Annotated in this window: 16 protein-coding genes; all 16 read left to right on the top strand. The window is 35.1% G+C overall.

Annotated elements, in window-relative coordinates:
• Window positions 1-152 precede the first annotated feature (152 nt).
• The 16 genes from ACW2QF_RS04570 (at window position 153) to ACW2QF_RS04495 (ending at window position 20449) form a co-directional block, all read left to right on the top strand.
• Window positions 153-2204, top strand: coding sequence for a methyl-accepting chemotaxis protein (locus ACW2QF_RS04570; RefSeq protein ID WP_455714816.1), 2052 nt, complete (start codon window positions 153-155; stop codon window positions 2202-2204).
• A gap of 231 nt (window positions 2205-2435) precedes the next feature.
• Window positions 2436-3563 (top strand): 5-(carboxyamino)imidazole ribonucleotide synthase, encoded by a 1128-nt coding sequence (locus ACW2QF_RS04565; protein ID WP_455714815.1) that lies wholly within the window; start codon window positions 2436-2438, stop codon window positions 3561-3563.
• 536 nt (window positions 3564-4099) lie between these two features.
• Complete coding sequence (gene purE / locus ACW2QF_RS04560; RefSeq protein WP_455714814.1) at window positions 4100-4609, top strand: 5-(carboxyamino)imidazole ribonucleotide mutase; 510 nt, start codon at window positions 4100-4102, stop codon at window positions 4607-4609.
• Window positions 4610-4898: 289 nt separating this feature from the next.
• Complete coding sequence (gene purM / locus ACW2QF_RS04555) at window positions 4899-5924, top strand: phosphoribosylformylglycinamidine cyclo-ligase (protein WP_455714813.1); 1026 nt, start codon at window positions 4899-4901, stop codon at window positions 5922-5924.
• A gap of 11 nt (window positions 5925-5935) precedes the next feature.
• On the top strand, window positions 5936-6556 hold the full coding sequence (gene purN / locus ACW2QF_RS04550) for a phosphoribosylglycinamide formyltransferase (RefSeq protein WP_455714812.1): 621 nt from the start codon (window positions 5936-5938) through the stop codon (window positions 6554-6556).
• A 16-nt stretch (window positions 6557-6572) separates the two neighbouring features.
• The gene (gene purD / locus ACW2QF_RS04545) at window positions 6573-7850 is read left to right on the top strand and encodes a phosphoribosylamine--glycine ligase (RefSeq protein ID WP_455714811.1); all 1278 of its coding nucleotides are present in this window, start codon (window positions 6573-6575) and stop codon (window positions 7848-7850) included.
• Window positions 7851-8217: 367 nt separating this feature from the next.
• The gene (locus tag ACW2QF_RS04540; protein WP_455714810.1) at window positions 8218-9375 is read left to right on the top strand and encodes a class I SAM-dependent methyltransferase; all 1158 of its coding nucleotides are present in this window, start codon (window positions 8218-8220) and stop codon (window positions 9373-9375) included.
• 137 nt (window positions 9376-9512) lie between these two features.
• The gene (locus ACW2QF_RS04535; RefSeq protein ID WP_455714809.1) at window positions 9513-11786 is read left to right on the top strand and encodes a cadherin-like beta sandwich domain-containing protein; all 2274 of its coding nucleotides are present in this window, start codon (window positions 9513-9515) and stop codon (window positions 11784-11786) included.
• 15 nt (window positions 11787-11801) lie between these two features.
• Window positions 11802-13094 carry a cadherin-like beta sandwich domain-containing protein gene (locus ACW2QF_RS04530; protein ID WP_455714808.1) on the top strand — a complete coding sequence of 431 codons (1293 nt, stop codon included), beginning with the start codon at window positions 11802-11804 and terminating at the stop codon, window positions 13092-13094.
• Between the two features lie 190 nt (window positions 13095-13284).
• Window positions 13285-13653, top strand: coding sequence for a GntR family transcriptional regulator (locus ACW2QF_RS04525; RefSeq protein WP_455714807.1), 369 nt, complete (start codon window positions 13285-13287; stop codon window positions 13651-13653).
• A gap of 80 nt (window positions 13654-13733) precedes the next feature.
• On the top strand, window positions 13734-14375 hold the full coding sequence (locus ACW2QF_RS04520; RefSeq protein ID WP_455714806.1) for a UvrB/UvrC motif-containing protein: 642 nt from the start codon (window positions 13734-13736) through the stop codon (window positions 14373-14375).
• Window positions 14368-15414 carry a protein arginine kinase gene (locus tag ACW2QF_RS04515; protein WP_455714805.1) on the top strand — a complete coding sequence of 349 codons (1047 nt, stop codon included), beginning with the start codon at window positions 14368-14370 and terminating at the stop codon, window positions 15412-15414. The genes ACW2QF_RS04520 and ACW2QF_RS04515 overlap by 8 nt, the downstream gene beginning before the upstream one ends.
• A gap of 25 nt (window positions 15415-15439) precedes the next feature.
• A complete protein-coding gene (locus ACW2QF_RS04510; protein ID WP_455714804.1) occupies window positions 15440-17884 on the top strand; it encodes an ATP-dependent Clp protease ATP-binding subunit in 2445 nt (814 codons plus the stop codon).
• Between the two features lie 221 nt (window positions 17885-18105).
• A complete protein-coding gene (locus tag ACW2QF_RS04505) occupies window positions 18106-18519 on the top strand; it encodes an endosialidase (protein WP_455714803.1) in 414 nt (137 codons plus the stop codon).
• Between the two features lie 98 nt (window positions 18520-18617).
• On the top strand, window positions 18618-19973 hold the full coding sequence (gene radA / locus ACW2QF_RS04500) for a DNA repair protein RadA (protein ID WP_455714802.1): 1356 nt from the start codon (window positions 18618-18620) through the stop codon (window positions 19971-19973).
• A gap of 32 nt (window positions 19974-20005) precedes the next feature.
• On the top strand, window positions 20006-20449 hold the full coding sequence (locus tag ACW2QF_RS04495; RefSeq protein WP_455714801.1) for a methyl-accepting chemotaxis protein: 444 nt from the start codon (window positions 20006-20008) through the stop codon (window positions 20447-20449).
• Window positions 20450-20486 lie beyond the last annotated feature (37 nt).

Raw genomic sequence — 20486 nt, 5'->3', positions numbered from 1 at the left:
TACGAAAAGTTGTTTTTTTTGTCAACTTTAGTTTTGAAATAATTTTGCTAAAAATGGTTATAATATACACATTTTAGTTGAAATTAGTTTGAAATTATAATAAAGTATATATAAGATTATAAATTTGGGGTTACCTTCAAGGAGGTTAAAGTATGAAAAGTAAAAAGGCAGTTAATACAAAAAAGAGGACTAGTATTGGGTTTAAGTTAACAATTAGTTTTTTAGTTCCAGTTTTATTTGTCATTGCACTAGGTGCTATTTCATATAGAAAAGCATCGGATGGCATTATTACTAATTATGAAAAAGCTAGTATGCAAACACTAGTGTTAACGACACAGTACATAGAGTTTGGTTTGAATTCCATTGAAGCAACTGCAATTCAATTTGAAGCTGATGATAATATTAAAAATTATTTTATGAATTATGCTGTATTAGATAAATCAGAAAGACAAAGTATCTATAATACAATATTTAATCAGATGCATTCAAAAATGGTATCAGATGAGTTTATTTCAGATGTACATATGATTTCTGATATCGCAACACCTATTTCATCAACAGGGATTAAAACAACAGGTAGCTATTCTACCCTAATAAGCTCCAAAGAAGGTAAACAAATATTAGAAAATAACCCCCAAAGTGGTTGGTTTGGATATAGCGATGCGATAGACTCTACTTTTAGTACAGGCAGAGGTGAATACGCGATGCGTTATATGCGAAAACTTCAAATTGCAGATGCAGCAATTGTAATTGATGTAAGTTCTTCATCTATAGATAAAATCCTTGGAAGTCTTGATTTTGGAAAGAATTCTTTTGTAGCAGTTGTTACAGAAGATGGAAGAGAAATTCATTTGGATGATAAAATCACTGAGCCTATATTCTTAAACGAAAAGTTACATCTAAATCAATCGAAAGTCTTAGATGTATCGGGAAGTGAATATGTAAATTATAATGGTGAAGAATATATGTATATGTATTCTAAGGTTGGAGAAACAGGAACTACCATATGCGCATTAATGCCAAAAAGTAATATTACAGCACAAGCCGAAGGAATTAAGGATATAACAATTGTTATTGTAGTGATCGCTTGTATTGTTGCATTGAGTCTTGGTTTACTTATTACATTTGGTATTAGCAAAGAAATTGCGCGTATCATCAAAAATCTTAAATTAGTAGCTTCTGGAGATTTAACAATTAAGTTTCATACAAGACGTAAAGATGAATTCTTGATTCTTGCAAAGAATATTCAAGAGATGACAGATAGTATGAAAGGTTTAATTAATAAAACGAAGGAATTAAGTACTACTGTTTCAGAGTCATCAATACAAGTAACAACTTCAGCCAATACATTTACAGAAGCAACGAGAGAAATATCTGCTGCTATTGATGAGATTGAACAAGGTGTAAATCAACAAGCAAATGATTCAGAAAATTGTCTTCAACAGATGGATAAATTGTCACAGAAGATTGAGAATGTTAGTCAGAATACCATTGATATGGAGAGTATTGCACAAGATACGAAGATTGCGGTTGTATCAGGTACGGATAAGATGAAAGAACTTGAAATAAAAACAGATGTAACGAATACTGTTATAAACCAGGTTGTAGAAGAGATTGTTACATTAGAGAAAAAATCAATAGCAATCGGTAATATCGTATCTGTTATTAATGATATTGCAGAACAGACAAATCTATTATCATTGAATGCTTCTATTGAGGCAGCTAGAGCTGGTGATGCAGGGCGCGGATTTGCTGTTGTAGCTGATGAGATACGTAAATTAGCAGATCAATCTGCAAATTCGGTAGCACAGATTAATAATATTATCAGTGAGATCCAAAACAGCGTTCAAATAACAGTAGAGCACGTACAAGCCGCTGGTGAAGGAATGAAACAACAAAAAGTAGCCGTAGATGTTACAGAAAAGACATTCGATAATATCAATCATCATGTAGAACAACTGGTCGATAATATTAAAACAATTACTAAGAGTATATCAGAAATTGAAAGTGCAAGAATTAACACTTTACTAGCAATAGAGAGTATTTCAGCTGTTTCAGAAGAGAATGCAGCAGCATCTACTGCAGATAATGAGACATCAAAAGAACAGTTAAAACAAGTAGACACACTTGACCAAGCAGCGAATATTCTTGATATCAATGCAAAAGAATTAGTAGAGGCAGTACAACAATTTAAGGTAGATTAATAAAGAATAGATAATGTTATTAGAGCTGTCCCGTGAAGTAGACTTCATGGGACAGCTCTATGTCTATCTATCGATTTAAAGTAAAGTATAATAGTGATATTTATCGATAGTTATAAATAACATAAGAATTTCTAAAGTATCAGTAGCCTTTAAATTCTTGACTGGGCCTATTTGCGATAGTACAATTAGCGTAACGATAATAGGATTCTTGAGAAAGGCGCAGGGATAAGTATGCATAGAATAGGTATAATTGGTGGAGGACAACTTGGTAAGATGATGATTCTTGATGCGAAAAGATTGGATTACTATTTTGTAATCCTAGATCCAACGAAGAATTGTCCTGCAGATAGTGTTGCAGATGAACATATTATTGCTGGTTTTGATGATGTTGAAGCAATCAAGCAATTAGCAGAGCGCGTAGATGTAGTGACGTACGAATTTGAGCATATTAATGTGAAGGCATTGCAACTATTAGAAGAACAAGGTCATACAGTTTATCCATCAAGTGAGACCCTACTTCACATTCAGAATAAATTGGATCAAAAGGATTGGTTACGTAAACATGAGATACCTGTTCCAGATTATCTTGGTGTTAATGGTATTGATGAAATCTTACAAGCAGGAGAAAAGTACGGTTATCCAATTATTTTAAAGACTTGTACAGGTGGCTATGATGGAAAAGGTAATGCAATCATCAAAACAAAAGAAGAAGTGAAAGCAGCATATAACTGTCTCGGCGCAGGGAAACTTCCGTTAATGGTAGAAGAATTTGTACCATTTGAGAAGGAAGTATCCATTCTTGTGTGTAGAAGTGCAAATGGAGATGTTAAAGTGTTCCCAGTTGCTGAGAATATTCATGTGAATAGTATTCTTGATGAAACAACTGTACCGGCTGTAATTTCAAAAGAAACTACAGAAGAAGCAATGGAGATTGCAAAGAAGACGATTGAAGTATTTGGTTGTTGTGGAATGCTTTGCATTGAATTGTTTGTAAAGAAAGATGGACATATTCTTGTTAATGAATTGGCACCAAGACCACATAATTCGGGGCATTACACAATTGAAGGTTGTTATACTTCACAATACGAAAACCATATTCGAGCAATTCTAGGACAACCACTTGGAGACACTTCACTCATTCGTCCAACAGCGATGAAGAATATTATTGGTCAAACAAATGGTGATGCGAATGTGCAGGGCCTTGAACAAGCTTATCAAAAACCGGGTGTAAAGATTCATCTGTATGGTAAAGAACAAGTTTCTGTTGGACGGAAAATGGGGCATATAACTGCAACAGGGGAAACTATAGAAGCGGCATTAGAGGCAGTTCGATTTGCACATGATAAGATTCGATTTTAGGTTGTGATGCAAAACTCTATGGACGGGTTGATAGCTTCTTAGCCACCGTACTATGACACGAAACACGCTACATATCTAAGTACTTCTATGTGTGTACATCTATATTCATCAATTGATACGGAAGCGCCTTCGATTCGGCATCCTGCCTCAGCTCAGGCTGGCTCGCCATCCATGGCTCACCTTCCTATGTTGCCTAAGTACACACTAAGAAGTACTATAGATATTTCGCTATCGTTTCTTAGTATAGTACGGTGGCTAAGAAGCTGATCTGCATTGTTGAGAGTTTTGCTTACTACTTTATAGATACACAAGTACGAGCAAGGTGCTTAAAGGGATAAATGGACCTAATATTTATTATTAAATCATTTATAACCTAATTACAAGAATCAGAATAGCTCATAATGAAGTAATATAGCATAATCAAGAACGGTAACATAATGAAGTGCGAAACCTTAATTCAATAGGAATTGTGATAGATTAGATGATAGATAAAAATAGATAAGTATAAGAAAAACAATGGAAAGTGAGGTTATTACATGGCAAAGATAGGTATTATTATGGGAAGCGATTCGGATCTTCCTGTTATGAGTAAAGCAGCGGAGATTTTAGATGAGTTGAAGGTTGATTATGAATTAACGATTGTTTCTGCACATCGTACTCCTGATCGTCTTTATGAGTATGCAAAGAATGCAGAAGAAAGAGGTCTTGAAGTCATTATAGCAGGTGCAGGTGGTGCGGCACATCTTCCAGGTATGACTGCTGCTATGACAGTTCTTCCTGTTATTGGGGTACCTGTTCAAACAAAAGCTCTTGGTGGAGTGGATAGTTTGTATTCAATTTGTCAGATGCCTCCTGGTATTCCAGTGGCTACAGTGGCAATTAACGGTGCATTAAATGCAGGACTATTAGCAGCTAAGATTCTTGCAACGACAGATTTAGAATTAAGAGAGCGTTTGAAAACCTATGCGAATGGGTTAAACGACATGGTTCTTGAGAAAGCGGAAAAGTTAGAAACTATCAAATATCAAGCATATCTAAATCAATAAAGGAACAACTTTTCTGTGCTGAATGACAGATGTGAATATAGATACATGTTCACATCTGCATACAGCTAGAAAAGTTGTTTTTTACTTCTATTAAACAATACAGTTACAGTAGTTTAACTTATATATAATTCGATTCTTATAAATCGTACTAATAAGTTGTATAAGAAATTAATACAGTGCAAAGTAAGACAAAGAACGAAAAATGTGGTAAGATAAATTACGAAGAAATTTATTAAGTCTGTAGAGAAGTAACTTTATAAATTCGTTGGAATAACAGGAGGAAAGTAACATGGATTACAAGAAAGCTGGCGTAGATATTGAAGCAGGATATAAAGCGGTTGAACTTATGAAGAAACATATTGGGCAAACAATGAGAAGCGAAGTTCTTACTAATATTGGTGGATTCTCAGGTGCATTCTCACTGGCTAGTTTTAAAGATATGGAAGAACCAACTTTAGTATCAGGAACAGACGGAGTTGGAACAAAACTTAAATTAGCTTTTATCCTTGATAAACATGATACAATCGGTATTGACTGTGTAGCAATGTGTGTAAATGATATTGCGTGTGCAGGCGGTGAACCATTATTTTTCCTTGACTATATAGCATGTGGCAAGAACGAACCAGAAAAAATCGCAACAATCGTTAGTGGTGTTGCAAACGGCTGTGTTCAATCAAATGCTGCATTGATTGGTGGAGAAACAGCAGAAATGCCTGGTTTCTATCCAGTTGATGAATATGACTTAGCTGGTTTTGCAGTAGGTATCGTTGATAAGAAAAAACTTATTACAGGACAAAACTTAAAAGATGGAGATGTTTTAATCGGTATTGCTTCATCTGGTATTCATAGTAATGGGTATTCATTAGTAAGAAAAGTATTCAACATGAACCGTGATGCATTAGAAACTTACTATGAATCACTTGGTGCAACTCTTGGGGAAACTTTATTAACTCCTACAAAGATTTACGTGAAAGCATTACGTTCTCTTAAAGACGGAGGAATTACAGTGAAGGCTTGTAGCCATATTACAGGTGGTGGTTTCTACGAAAACATTCCAAGAATGCTTCCAGAAGGAGTTCGTGCATTTGTGAAGAAGAATAGTTACGAAGTCCCTCCAATCTTTGATATGCTTGCTAAGGATGGTAATATCGCCGAACAGATGATGTATAACACATACAACATGGGACTTGGTATGATGGTTGCTGTTGATCCTACTCAGGTAGATGAAGCAATTCGTCTTATTGAAGCAGCAGGCGAGAAAGCATATGTTGTTGGTGAAGTTAAGAGTGGTGACAAGGGTGTAACTGTAGAATAAGGAGAAATCGTATGAAGATTGCAGTTTTAGTATCTGGAGGAGGCACAAACCTTCAAGCAATTATTGATAAAGTAGAAAATGGTACGATTCGTAATACAAGTATAGAAGTAGTAATAAGTAATAAAAAAGATGCTTATGCTCTAACTAGAGCGACAAAGCATGGAATTGCAGCGGAATGCATCTCTCCTAAGGAATTTGAAAAGAGAGAAGATTTTAATAAAACTTTAGTTGAAACAATAAAGTCATATGATGTAGATTTAATTGTCCTTGCAGGATATTTAGTGATTCTTCCTGAAATGCTTGTTAAGGAATATAAGGATCGTATCATTAATATTCACCCATCCTTGATCCCATCCTTTTGTGGGCCAGGAATGTATGGTTTGAAAGTGCACGAGGAAGTACTTAAGCGTGGTGTAAAGGTTACTGGTGCAACTGTACATTTTGTAGATGCTGGAGTTGACAGTGGTCCTATTCTATTACAAAAAGCCGTTGAAGTGAAACAAGGTGATACGGCAGAAGTTTTACAAAAGAGAGTAATGGAACAAGCGGAGTGGATGATTTTACCGCAAGCAATTGACATGATAGCGAATGGTAAAGTTGAGATTATAGATAGTAAAGCGGTAATCAAATAAGAGAGGTGGAGAATCAATGAAAGTACTGATCGTTGGTAGTGGCGGAAGAGAACATGCAATAGCATATTCCGTATCGAAAAGTAAGCATGTGGATAAGATTTATTGTGCACCAGGTAATGCAGGAATTGCAGAACTTGCAGAATGTGTTAATATTGGTGCAATGGAAATAGATAAATTAGCAGATTTTGCTGAAGAAAATAAAATTGATTTAACAATTATCGGTATGGATGACCCATTAGTAGCAGGCGTGGTTGATGTTTTTGAAGCAAGAGGATTACGTGTATTTGGACCTAGAAAGAATGCAGCAATCATTGAAGGATCAAAAGCTTTTTCAAAAGACTTAATGAAGAAATACAATATCCCTACAGCAGCATATGAGACATTTGATTCTGCTGCCGATGCCATTGCTTACCTAGAGACAAGCGAGTATCCCATTGTACTAAAAGCAGACGGATTAGCACTTGGAAAAGGTGTTTTAATCTGCAATACATTTGAAGAAGCAAAAGCTGGTGTAAAATCTATTATGCTTGATAAACAATTCGGTAGCGCAGGCAATCGTCTTGTAATTGAAGAATTCATGACAGGTAGGGAAGTATCGGTACTTGCTTATTGTGATGGAACACATATTAAACCTATGACAAGTGCACAAGATCATAAACGAGCAAAAGATGGAGACCAAGGTCTAAACACTGGTGGAATGGGAACCTTCTCACCAAGTCCATTCTATACAAAAGAAGTAGATGAATTTTGTGAAAAATACGTATACCAAGCAACGATGGATGCGATGAAAGCAGAAGGAAGAGACTTTGTTGGAATTTTATTCTGTGGACTTATGTTGACAGACAAAGGACCAAGAGTATTAGAATACAATGCTAGATTTGGTGATCCTGAAGCACAAGTGGTATTACCTCGTATGAAGAATGATATCATTGAAGTAATGAATGCTTGTATCGATGGAAAATTAGATGAAATAGATTTACAATTCGAAGATAATGCAGCGGTTTGTGTTGTTTTAGCATCAGCTGGTTATCCAGAAAAGTATGATAAAGGAATTAAGATTACTGGATTTGAAAACTTTAAAGATAAAGATGGTTACTATGTGTTCCATGCTGGAACGAAAGCTACAGAGGAAGGGATTGTAACTAACGGAGGTCGTGTTCTTGGTGTTACTGCAAAGGGTGTTACATTACAAGAAGCAAGAGCAAATGCATATGAAGCAACGAAGTGGATTGATTTCTCTAACAAATATATGAGAAACGATATTGGTAAAGCAATCGACGAATTTAGTAGTTAATTAGTGAGAGTAATACCAATATTGCAACTATTGGGACGGATTCATATGGTGTGGAATTGATTATTAAAGGTGAAGGAACAACAACAATTACAGTAAAACTTGGAGATTATACTATTACTAAGACAATCTCTTTTACTAAGGTTGATGAGTAGGTAGTTATTATAAATTGCTTTTATCTGTAGGTGAATAAGGAAGATTTATTGGCTCTTTATCCAGTGTGGGTGTGATGTATTTCGTACTGGATAGAGAGCTATTTTATAGTTGAGTTCGGCTGGAAAACAATAACGAATCAGAGAATAATTAACATAAAAGTGGAAACCCTTATAAGTAATGTGAAGTAAATAAATCTTATAAGGAGTGACGTTCATTGCATCAATTTATAGCAGATTATTTAAGTAAATTTATTCATATCCCTTTTGCAATCAATATGAAGGGAGAGCATCTTAAAGTGGGTAAAGGGGAACCGGAATTTACTGTAACAATTACTGAAGATATAAGCAAAAAGGAATTACTAACAAGTACATCATTAGCTCTTGGCGAAGCGTATATGAAGGGGATTATTGATGTGGATAGAGATTTATATGAAGTTCTAAATCTCTTCCTTGGTAATATGGAATCTTTTAATAGAGATCATTCTGAATTAAAGAAATTGTTCCACCATAATATGTCTAAGAAGCACCAAAAAGAAGAAGTATCTTCTCACTACGACATAGGAAATGATTTTTATTCATTGTGGCTAGATGAGACAATGAGCTATTCCTGCGCGTACTTTAAGAATGATACGGATACGTTGTATGAGGCACAATGTAATAAAGTGCATCACATTCTTGATAAATTACAGTTGGAAAAAGGAATGACTCTATTAGACATCGGTTGTGGTTGGGGATTCTTGTTAAAGACTGCTGCTAAAGAATATGGAGTGAAAGGTTATGGAATAACACTTAGTACACAGCAGTATGAAAAATGTAAAGAAGATATAAGGAAAGAAGGACTAGAAGATTTGGTAACGGTAGAACTTATGGATTACCGTGATTTGAAGAAGTCTGGATTACAATTTGACCGAGTTGTTAGTGTTGGTATGCTTGAGCATGTTGGCCGTGGGAATTATGAGGAATATCTAGAATCTGCCAATGCAGTTATGAAACCAGGTGCACTATTCTTATTGCATTATATTAGTGGACATAAGGAACATGGTGGAGATCCTTGGATAAAGAGATATATCTTCCCGGGTGGCATGATACCTAGTCTAAGAGAGATTATTAATTTGTTACCTGAGTATCATTTCTTTACTCTAGATGTGGAAAGTTTGCGGAGACATTATAATAAGACGTTATTATGTTGGAGAAAGAATTATCTAGAACATACTGACCAAATCAGGAAGGAAAAGGGTGAAGAATTCTTTAGAATGTGGGATGTTTATCTTTCTTCTTGCGCAGCAACATTTTTAAATGGCGTAATCGATTTACATCAGATTCTAATATCGAAAGGTGTAAACAACGATTTACCGATGAATCGAGTAGTATAATTGACAAAATGCCATTAAAATGCCATAGATATTCAGTATTTTTTAATATATAATGTAAATTCGAGAAATAGTTGGTAATTGTGAAGGACAAAAACAGAGTAGAATGAATACTCTATGGCATAAGAAAGGAGTTATGTATGAATAAGAAAAGATGGCATAAGGTATTAATCCTGCTATTGTGCATTGTGATGGCATGTCCGTCTACTAGCTTGCTATCAAAAAAGGAGAAAGTGCAGGCAGCCACAACAACACTTGATATACCTGCAAGTGTTATAGCCGCGAAATTGAATGTGAGAAAGTCAGCATCTCGAACGGCAGCGCAGCTAACAGTATCGAAAAAAAAGGTATCAATAGCAAAAGGAACTAAAGTTACAATCTTATCAGAAAAGACGGTAAGTAAAGAAAAGTGGTATTACATTTCTTTCAAGTGGGAAGGTAAGACTAAAAAAGGTTACGTACTAAGTGATTATGTGAAATTAACTTTGAAGGATTCAGTAGCTGCAAAAGTAAATAGTAGCTCCAAAGTGAAGATAAGAAAAGCTGCAGGTGGTAAATCATATCTGAAAGTTTCTAATAAAACAGTATCATTAGCCAACAAGACCAAATTAACAATCACAAAAGAAACAACTAAAAATGGAGTTAAGTATTTTTATGTGAAATTTACATATAGTAAGAAGAGTTATAAAGGATATATTGAAGCGAATAAGGTTTTATTCACACAGCGCGTAGTGGAAGAGGAGAGAAAGCCAATTGATACAGGTGTAGTCACAACGAATAATCTTAGGGTTCGTGTAGGCGCCGGAACCACGAATAGTCAAATGGTTGATTCTACAGGTGCGAAGGTTTATCTATCAACAGGCACTAAAGTAACCATTTATTCGGTTAAAGAAGTATCAGGAACCGCTTGGTATGAAGTCGATTTTACATATAAGGATAAAGTATTAACAGGATATATTTCTGGTAGTTACGTGAAATTAGATTCAGAAAAAGATACTGGTAGTGATTCTCCAGGTGATGATTCTTCTGGTAATGATTCAAATAATGGAGATAATAATCAGGGTGGAACAACTCCAGGAGATACCAATTCGGGTGATACATCAGGAGGAACTACCTCAGAACCATTAACAGATGCAGAATTTGAACAGATGATGACAGAGAAGGGCTTTCCGGAAAGCTATAAACCATATCTAAGAACGCTACATAGTCAGTATCCTCATTGGAAATTCGAGGCATATCATACAGGACTTGATTGGAATACAGCAGTTTCAAAAGAAAGTGTAGTTGGTAAGAATTTAATTCCAAATAGTAAGAATATCGCATGGAAGTCTATGGAGTCTGGCGCATATAAGTGGGCTACAGACAGTTTCGTAGTATATGATGGTTCTACTTGGGTAACTGCATCAAAAGATATTATTGCATACTATATGGATCCAAGGAATTTCTTGAATCCACAAGGTGTTTTCCAATTTGAATTGCTGGCATATCAAGAACAGTATCAGACTATAGATGGTATAGAAAATATATTAAGTGGAACACCAATGGCTGGTACAAGTTTTACGTATACAGATGATGATGGTGTAGAACAGACCAAGACATATGCTCAGACATTTATTGAGGCAGCAAAATACTCTGGAGTTAGCCCATATCATTTGGCATCAAGAGTAAAACAAGAAGTTATTACATCTAATAAGACATTTAGTTCAAGCGTAACAGGAACAGTTAGTGGATATGAAGGTTTATATAACTTCTATAATATAGGAGCTACTCATAGTACAGCAGCTGGTGGTGCAGTTGCTAATGGATTAAAATATGCACAGAATGGAACATCGAATGCAACAAATAATGCATTATATCTTATTCCATGGACAAGCCCATATCGTGCAATTGTAGGTGGCGCTTATGTTATTGGATCAACCTATATTAATAGGGGCCAGAATACAATTTATCTTGAGAAATTCAATATGACACCAATATCAACATACTCTCATCAATATATGGCGAATGTACAAGCAGCAGCTTCAGAAGCATCAAAAACATTCACTGCTTATAGTAGTATGTCCAGTGTACCAATTGTTTTCTCAATACCAGTATTCCTTAATATGCCAGATACACCAGCTGCATTACCAGCAGATCAGCTTAATCCGAATAATTGGCTTAAGACATTAGCGGTAGAAGGATATGCAATTACACCAACTTTTGATTCTTCTATTGAACAGACATACGGCTTAATTGTTGAAGCTGATACAGATTCTATTGTTGTGAAAGCAACAACAGCAAGTAAAAAGGCTACTGTTTCTGGTACGGGTAAAGTACCATTGAATGTAGGAAGCAACGAGGTTGTAGTATCTGTAGTTGCAGAGAATGGAGATAAACGAGATTACAAACTTAATGTAATTCGATTGTCTGAATAAAAGGGGTAAGATTGAATGAAACAAAGGAAGAATGCAGTACTAATATATATTCTATTACTATGTTTACTCGTAAACATAGTACCAAGTAAATCGGTAAAAGCAGCAAGTGCCACTGTGTCAATTACACAAAAGGATACCGACATTAAGCTAAATGATACATTCAGCGTAATTGTTAAAGTAGAGGCAACAGATGATATTGGTGGATTTGAAACATTTCTTACCTATGATGAAAGTAAGATGGAATTCATTAGTGGTGGAAGCATGGTTAGTGGAGGAGATGGAATTCTTCGTGTCTCTGATATGAATCCTGAGAATATTGTTAAGAGCCGTAAGTACGTATTACAATTCAAAGCAATTAAGCAAGGTAATGCACAAATTGAGACGATGGATCAAGCATATGTATATACATATGAAGATTCTGCTGAGATGTCAGTATCAAGCAATCGTCTATCAATTGATATTGGAACAGATCAAACAGTTTCAAACAATGCGAAGCTAGACTCATTAAGAATTAGCCCTGGGGTATTATCCCCTGAATTCTCATCAAAAACAACAAAATATACAGCTGAAGTTAAGAGTGATGTGAAGGAACTTGTAATTAGTGCTATGGCTTCGGATAAAGATGCTAAAATAACAACAAAAGGGAATAAAGATCTGAAAGCAGGCCCTAACGAAGTGAATATAATAGTAACAGCACCTTCTGGAGATCAGAAGACCTACACAATCGTAGTTACTAAAAAAGAAGATCAGGCGAACCAAAATGAACAGACAGAAACTGATGGTGAGAATACGATAGACGAACCAGAAGATGGAGAGTCGCAAGGTGAAGACACAGAAGATCAAGAAGAGATACTGGAATCAGATGGGTATTTAGTAACTGAAGAAGATGACAGAATTCAGCTATATTTTTCTTCTGAATACGAGGTTATATCCTTAGAAGATGATAGTTTAATCCCAAGTGGGTATGAAGAAACAACTATGAAATTGCAAGGGATTACGGTTACTGTGTACGAACCAGTTGGCGGAGAAGTTGCTGACTATGTGCTATTATACATGAAAAAGGGTGATAGTGAGGCACAGTTCTATCGTTATGATAAAATTGAGAATACAGTACAAAGGTATGATTCCTCTTATGATCAAGCAACTACAACAAACACAGGTAAGGTAACGAAAGATGAATATGCCAAGAAATTAGCAAATATGAGAATCTTAGTTGCTGTGAGTTGTATAATAACATTAATTGCTACATTAGTAGTGATTCGGTTGTTAATTAAGTTACGTGGAACAAAAGATGATGAATTTTTCTAAAAATAAAAAATTCTTTCACCTTAGCCTTGAATACGAGAATATAATTGTATAGAGATGTGAATGATTTGAAAGAGTAGTATGCTTAAGATAGATTAAAGTATACTACTCTGTTCTTATATAATACTTGACAAAGATACTATATCTGTTATACTGACGGTATAACAGATATAACTAAAAGAAGGTGATATATGTGATTGTACGTATTGATTTTAATAGCGAAGAAGCGATATATATTCAGTTAAGAAATCAGATAATACTAGGAATAGCAAGTTCTGAATTTAAAGAAGGGGATAACCTGCCATCTGTAAGAGAATTAGCAGAAAATATAGGAATTAACATGCACACAGTTAACAAAGCATATACTATATTAAAACAGGAAGGTTATCTAAAACTAGATCGAAGGAAAGGTGCTGTTATTTCTGTGGAAGCGGATAAACGCAAGGCAATGCTGGATATGATGAATGCATTGCAGGTAGTTTTAGCAGAAGCATATTGTAAGAATATTACCAAGGAAGAAGTTCATGAAGCTGTAGATAATATTTTCAATGAATTTCTTTAGGTCAATGGAACCATTGGCTCAGGTAAGAAGTAATAGTGTCCCGTCTTGTGTTTGAAGTGTCGCAGCAAGGAGGCGATAATATGTTATGTGATAAATGTAAGAAGAGAGATGCCAAGATTTATTATACGGAAATTGTAAATGGTGAGATGAAAGAACAACATTTGTGTGAAGAATGTGCAGCAGAATGTACTCGTTTTCATATGAACTCCGCATTTATGAATAAGGACGTATCGATAGGAGATATATTATCAAGTATACTTGGTAATTATCGAAGTGCATCAAATTCGAAATCAAATGAAAAAGAAGATTCTAACACGGAAACAGAAGGAAAAGAAAAGACCAAGGATGATGAAATACGATGTCAGAATTGCGGGATGACTTACGAACAATTCTTACAACAAGGCATGTTTGGTTGTGCTAAGTGTTATGAGAATTTTCGCAAGATATTGCCTAGAAGTTTAAAGAGTTTACATGGAGCAGATACCCATGTAGGCAAGAAACCAAAAGGCTATGTGTCATCAATGAACAAAATTATTAATGATTTATCTGAGATAGATAAGAAAAGTATTTTATTACAAGAAGCAATTGAGAAAGAGGAATTCGAGGAAGCTGCAAAATTACGTGATGAAATTAAAAGATTGAAAGAAGAAGAGAGAAAAACCGCAGAAAAAGTTGATACTAAGAAGGATGAAACAAATAAGGAGGAAATCAACAATGCCTAAGTGGTATGAAGAACAGAGTAAACAAAGCGATGTTGTGATTTCTAGTAGAATTCGACTTGCAAGGAATTTTGTGAAGTATCCATTCTCTCCTAAACTTTCCTTAGAACAAGCAGAATTGTTATGTGAAGATATTCATAACCGATTAGATGAGAAGAAGGCAAAGCTTGAAGAAATAGTTGGAAAGTATTATTATTATAATGTAACAAAGGCTAGTGATATCGAAAAAGAAGCTCTAGCTGAGAGACATATTATAACAAAGAAATTAGTTGAAAAGAATCAACATGCGGGAGTCATTATGACAGAAGACGAAAGTGTAAGTCTTATGCTTAATGAAGATGACCATATCCGCATACAGGTAATAAGTAGTGGAATGAATTTGCTACCATTACTGGAGAAAGCAAATATGATTGATGATTTTATCTCAGAAACCTTAGAGTATGCTTTTGATGATAAATTAGGATACTTAACAAGTAGTCCAATCAACGTAGGTACAGGATTACGTGCATCTATAATGGTTTATTTACCAGCACTTGCTACATCAGGTAAGATAGATAAGTTAATTGATGAAGTAAGTAAATATGGTGTTTCCATACGAGGTGTATATGGAGAGGGAAACAAGAGTGTTGCGAATATTTATCAGATATCAAACCTTAAAACCCTCGGGGTGTCAGAGCATGATATCATACAAAATCTGATCACCATAGTAGATCAAATCATCAAACAGGAACGAAGAAGAAGAGAATATCTGTTAGATTCTAATTTTGATAAGTACGAGGATCAAGTATATCGTTCCTATGGGGTCTTACGTTACGCAAAGCAGATATCAACTGCGGATGCAATGACGTTACTATCCCAAATCAAATTTGGATATGATTCCAAGATTATTGCAAGTGAAGAGATACCGTCTTTCTATAAATTAATGATGGCAATTCAACCTGCTAACTTGCAAAAGATTTTAGGAAAGAATGTTGGAACAAAAGAAAGAGAAAGGGCAAGAGCCAAATTTTTAAATGAAGGCTTGCCAGAATTAATACAATAAATTGCAACGAAAGGGAGTGTACAGAATGAACGATAGATTCACAGCAAATGCCAAGGAAGCATTGCAGGTAGCAGCAGATTCTGCATATCGGTTAATGCATAGTTATATAGGAACAGAACATCTACTAATTGGTCTTATTGAGGTAGAAGGTGTAGCATCTAAAGTCTTAGAAGAGAATGGAGTAGATGAAGGTAAAATAATAGATTTAGTAAATCAGCTTATTGCTCCAAATTCTATTGTAGAAGTATTAGAAGCTGGAAGTTTTACGCCAAGAGCGAAACGTATCATAGATCAAAGTTACAGAGAAGCGATACGTCTAAAATCTCAAGCTGTAGGGACAGAGCATTTATTAATTGCGCTACTTAAAGAGTCGGATTGTATTGCAGTTCGTCTTATGAATACACTAGGTGTGAATATTCAGAAATTATACATTGATATATTAACAGCCATCGGTCAAGATAGTAATTCTGCTAAGAGTGAATATGCCGCTAACAAGAATAAGTCAAAAGGTAAATCCTCTACACCAACGCTCGATCAATATAGCCGTGATTTAACAGCTTATGCAAGAGAAGGAAAATTAGATCCTGTCATTGGAAGAGAAGATGAGATTCAAAGAGTTGTTCAGATTCTTAGCAGAAGAACAAAGAATAATCCATGTTTAGTTGGAGAACCAGGTGTAGGTAAAACTGCTGTTGCAGAAGGGTTAGCACAAAAAATTGTAGAAGGTAATATTCCAGAGACAATTAAAGATAAGAGAGTATTAACTCTTGATTTAAGTGGTATGGTTGCAGGTTCTAAGTATCGTGGTGAATTCGAAGAAAGAATTAAGAAGGTCATTCAAGAAGTAATGAATGATGGTAACATCTTGTTATTTATTGATGAGATTCATACGATTATTGGTGCTGGCGGAGCAGAGGGTGCAATTGATGCATCGAATATCTTGAAACCATCTTTAGCTAGAGGTGAGATTCAATTAATCGGAGCCACTACGAGAGAAGAGTACCGTAAATATATTGAAAAAGATGCTGCATTAGAACGAAGATTTCAACCGGTAGTTATTGAAGAACCTTCTGAGGAAGAGTCTATCCTTATCTTGAAGGGATTACGTGATCACTATGAAGCTCATCATCAAGTTAGAATTACAGATGATGCTTTAGTAGCAGCTGTACGTATGTCAAACCGTTATATTAACGACCGTTATCTACCTGATAAGGCCATTGATGTAATTGATGAGGCTTCATCTAAAGTTCGATTAAGTGCTTTCATTACTAGTCCAGATATTAAAAAACTTGAGGAAGAGAATGAGCGTTTAGAAGAAGAAAAGGAACAAGCTATTAAAGATGAAGCTTATGAGAAAGCTGGAGAAATTAAGAAGCAACAAACAAGAAATGTAGAAGAATTAAATAGACTTCGTGTGCAACACGAAAAAGAGAAAACAGAGAAAGAGATGGTAGTAACTCCAAGTGAAATAGCTGATATCATCTCTGGATGGACGAAGATACCGGTTCGTAAATTGGAAGAAGAAGAGAGCAATCGTCTTCGTAATCTTGAAAATATACTTCATAATAGAGTAATTGGTCAAGAAGAAGCGGTAAAAGCAGTATCAAAAGCAATACGTAGAGGGCGTGTTGGTTTGAAAGATCCAAATCGTCCAATTGGTTCATTCTTGTTCCTAGGTCCAACAGGTGTTGGTAAAACTGAGTTATCAAAAGCACTATCAGAAGCAATGTTTGGTAATGAAAATTCCATGATTCGTGTTGATATGTCTGAATATATGGAGAAACATAGCGTATCTAAGATTATAGGTTCGCCTCCAGGATATGTTGGATACGAAGAAGGTGGTCAGTTAAGTGAGAAGGTACGTCAAAATCCATATAGTGTAATTCTTTTTGATGAGATTGAAAAGGCCCATCCTGATGTGTTCAATATCTTGCTTCAAGTATTAGATGATGGTCATATCACAGATGCACAAGGAAGAAAAATAAGCTTTAAGAATACAATTATTATTATGACTTCCAATGCGGGGGCAAATCGTATTGTTGCACCAAAACAACTTGGATTTACAACGCAAGTAGATGAGAAAGAAAATTATAATAAGATGAAAGAAGGGGTAATGGAGGAAGTTAAGAGACTCTTTAAACCAGAGTTTATTAACCGTATTGATGAAATTATCGTATTCCATTCTCTAACAAAAGAAAATATTAAAGATATTGCTCGTATTATGTTACAAGTCATTGCAAAACGTACAAAGGCGCAATTGGATATCGATCTTGAATTTACAGATGCAACAGTTGAATTTATTGCTGATGCTGGATTCGATAAGAACTATGGAGCTCGTCCACTTAGAAGATCGATACAAACAAACATTGAAGACAAGCTAGCAGAGGAAATCCTAGACCAAAAAGTAGGTACAGGAAACCGAGTTTGTATAGATGCAGTTGATAAAAATATTGTATTTCAGTTAAAGTAAAATAAATACGATATATATTTAGCGGAATATTAGTTGTGAATCGTTACAATCTATATTAATATTTATTTTATAAAAATCACGCAAGATTCACTAGTAAAAAGTTGTCGATTATTATATAATGTGATTATATTGAATAATCTTTATGGTGAATGCCATTAATAGGATTTTAAGTCAAGAAGAGACACTAAATGATGTGCTGTATAAAAATGGAGGGTTCTGTAATGACAGTGGTTGAAGAATTAATTCGTAAAGAGAATGATGGAGCAATTAGCTTTGGTAACTATATGTTAGACCAAAAATCTAAAGTTTCAGATTTTGAACATAATGGAGATTTGTATAAAGTAAAAACTTTCAAAGAAATTACGAAGCTTGAAAAGAATGGATTATTTGTGTATGAATCAGTACCTGGTACTTCCGTATTTTCATTCAATGCAACAGATAAAGAAATTAATTTTGCAGTAGAAGGTACTGAAGATGTACAAATTACATTAGAATTAGAGCCTGAGAAAGAATATAAAGTTTTTGTTGATGATACAAACGTTGGAAAGATGAAAACAAATTTAGGTGGTAAATTAGTTGTAAGTGTAGAGTTAAGTAACGGAAAACGACCAAAAGTTAAAGTTGTTAAACTATAGATACAACGTGATTAATAAGAGGTAGCTTAATATCCAATGGAAGTTGAGCACCTCTTAATTTTTTTGAAAACGTAGGAAGGTTTAAGAGGTTTGTAGCAATGGCGAAAGTTAAAAATGTATTTTATTGTAAAGAATGTGGCTATGAATCTGCAAAATGGGTTGGCCAGTGTCCTGGTTGTAAAGAGTGGAATACATTTGTTGAAGAACCAGTGGCAAAGAGGACAGTGTCAGGAGCAAGTAAGGATCGTAGAATACAGGTTGAGCCAACAAAAATTAGTAATGTGAATTGTGAATCTGATGAACGAATTAGTACAAGCATTGGTGAACTAGATCGTGTACTAGGTGGTGGAATTGTTGTTGGTTCATTAGTATTAGTGGGCGGTGATCCTGGTATAGGAAAATCAACGCTACTATTACAGATGTGTAAAGAATTAGCATCTAGACATAAGAATGTGCTATATATCTCTGGTGAAGAATCTTTAAAACAAATTAAGATGCGTGCGAGTAGACTAAATTATTCAGAGGGCGATTTACTATTACTAAGCGAGACAAACCTTGACTTAATTGAAGGTGCTATTAAGAAATTAACTCCTGATGTGGTAATAATAGACTCTATTCAAACTATGTTTCGTGAAGATATTGGTTCTGCACCTGGTAGCGTTAGCCAGGTAAGGGAGACAACGAATAGTTTAATGCAGATAGCAAAGGGAATGGGAATTTCCATATTTATTGTTGGGCATGTAACAAAAGAAGGTGTTGTTGCTGGACCGAGAGTACTTGAACATATGGTAGATACTGTGCTATACTTTGAAGGAGATAATCATGCATCCTATCGTATCTTAAGAGCAGTAAAGAATCGTTTTGGATCAACTAACGAGATTGGTGTTTTTGAGATGCGTAATGTTGGGCTTGTTGAAGTTTCAAACCCATCTGAATATATGTTACAAGGTAGACCAGAAGGAGAGTCAGGTTCCATAGTTACATGTGCAATGGAAGGAACTAGGCCGATTATGGTGGAAGTACAGGCTTTAGTCTGTCAAACTAATTTTAATATGCCTAGAAGAACAGCAGCTGGTACCGATTATAATCGATTTAATCTTCTTTTGGCGGTAGTGGAGAAACGTCTAGGTTTACAATTAGCTAGCTGTGATGCGTATATTAATGTTGCTGGTGGTATGAAGATTAATGAACCAGCTTTAGATATGTCGATTATTTTGGCTGTTATGTCTAGCTACAAGAATCGTCCGCTTGATGGAAAGACGATAGCTTTTGGAGAAGTTGGTTTAACAGGTGAAGTACGAAGTGTTAATCAGGCAGAACAAAGAGTAGTAGAAGCTAAGAAGATGGGATATGAAATCTGCATCCTCCCTCAAGTTAACAAAGAATTGATTGAAGTCAAGGGGATAAAGCTTATTGGTATAAAAACTTTGAGAGATCTATTACAGTTTTTATAATAGAAAGTTAAGTTATGGAAGGAGAAAGTGTTATGGGTGAAGCACAAAATCAAGGTATCATTGAGGAATTAAAAACAATTACAAGTAAACAAAGTACACATTTAGTTAATATGGTTACTGTGATGAATAACCTATATACATCACAACAAAAGGTAGAACAAAATGCTTTTGATTCTATTAATAGCGCTGATACTTCTTTAAACCTAGTAAAAGAAGGAATGGAAAGTATTAAAGAATTATCCGAGAAGATTACACTATTAACAGAAGCAGTTTCAGCAGCAACTAAGAATATGGAAGACATGGAGAAAATGACTTCTATGATAATGGGTTTCGCCAATGTAATTGCTGGTATTTCTAATAAAACAAATATGTTATCTTTAAATGCATCTATTGAAGCGGCACGTGCAGGAGAACATGGACGTGGTTTTGCGGTTGTTGCTAATCAAGTAAATCTATTAGCAGCGCAATCAGCTTAAGCATCGAAGGAAATCTCTGATACAATGAAATAAGTTG

It is taken from the genome of Anaerosporobacter sp., assembly GCF_965301125.1.
Note: the sequence above shows the minus strand (reverse complement) of the source record. Positions and strands in the feature narration are given on the sequence as shown.

Coding starts and splice junctions, on each gene's coding strand:
- purE (WP_455714814.1), top strand. CDS start 4,100: ATGGCAAAGATAGGTATTATTATGGGAAGCGATTCGGATCTTCCTGTT.
- ACW2QF_RS04495 (WP_455714801.1), top strand. CDS start 20,006: ATGGGTGAAGCACAAAATCAAGGTATCATTGAGGAATTAAAAACAATT.
- ACW2QF_RS04530 (WP_455714808.1), top strand. CDS start 11,802: ATGAAACAAAGGAAGAATGCAGTACTAATATATATTCTATTACTATGT.
- ACW2QF_RS04520 (WP_455714806.1), top strand. CDS start 13,734: ATGTTATGTGATAAATGTAAGAAGAGAGATGCCAAGATTTATTATACG.
- purN (WP_455714812.1), top strand. CDS start 5,936: ATGAAGATTGCAGTTTTAGTATCTGGAGGAGGCACAAACCTTCAAGCA.
- purD (WP_455714811.1), top strand. CDS start 6,573: ATGAAAGTACTGATCGTTGGTAGTGGCGGAAGAGAACATGCAATAGCA.
- ACW2QF_RS04510 (WP_455714804.1), top strand. CDS start 15,440: ATGAACGATAGATTCACAGCAAATGCCAAGGAAGCATTGCAGGTAGCA.
- radA (WP_455714802.1), top strand. CDS start 18,618: ATGGCGAAAGTTAAAAATGTATTTTATTGTAAAGAATGTGGCTATGAA.
- ACW2QF_RS04515 (WP_455714805.1), top strand. CDS start 14,368: ATGCCTAAGTGGTATGAAGAACAGAGTAAACAAAGCGATGTTGTGATT.
- ACW2QF_RS04565 (WP_455714815.1), top strand. CDS start 2,436: ATGCATAGAATAGGTATAATTGGTGGAGGACAACTTGGTAAGATGATG.
- ACW2QF_RS04535 (WP_455714809.1), top strand. CDS start 9,513: ATGAATAAGAAAAGATGGCATAAGGTATTAATCCTGCTATTGTGCATT.
- purM (WP_455714813.1), top strand. CDS start 4,899: ATGGATTACAAGAAAGCTGGCGTAGATATTGAAGCAGGATATAAAGCG.
- ACW2QF_RS04570 (WP_455714816.1), top strand. CDS start 153: ATGAAAAGTAAAAAGGCAGTTAATACAAAAAAGAGGACTAGTATTGGG.
- ACW2QF_RS04505 (WP_455714803.1), top strand. CDS start 18,106: ATGACAGTGGTTGAAGAATTAATTCGTAAAGAGAATGATGGAGCAATT.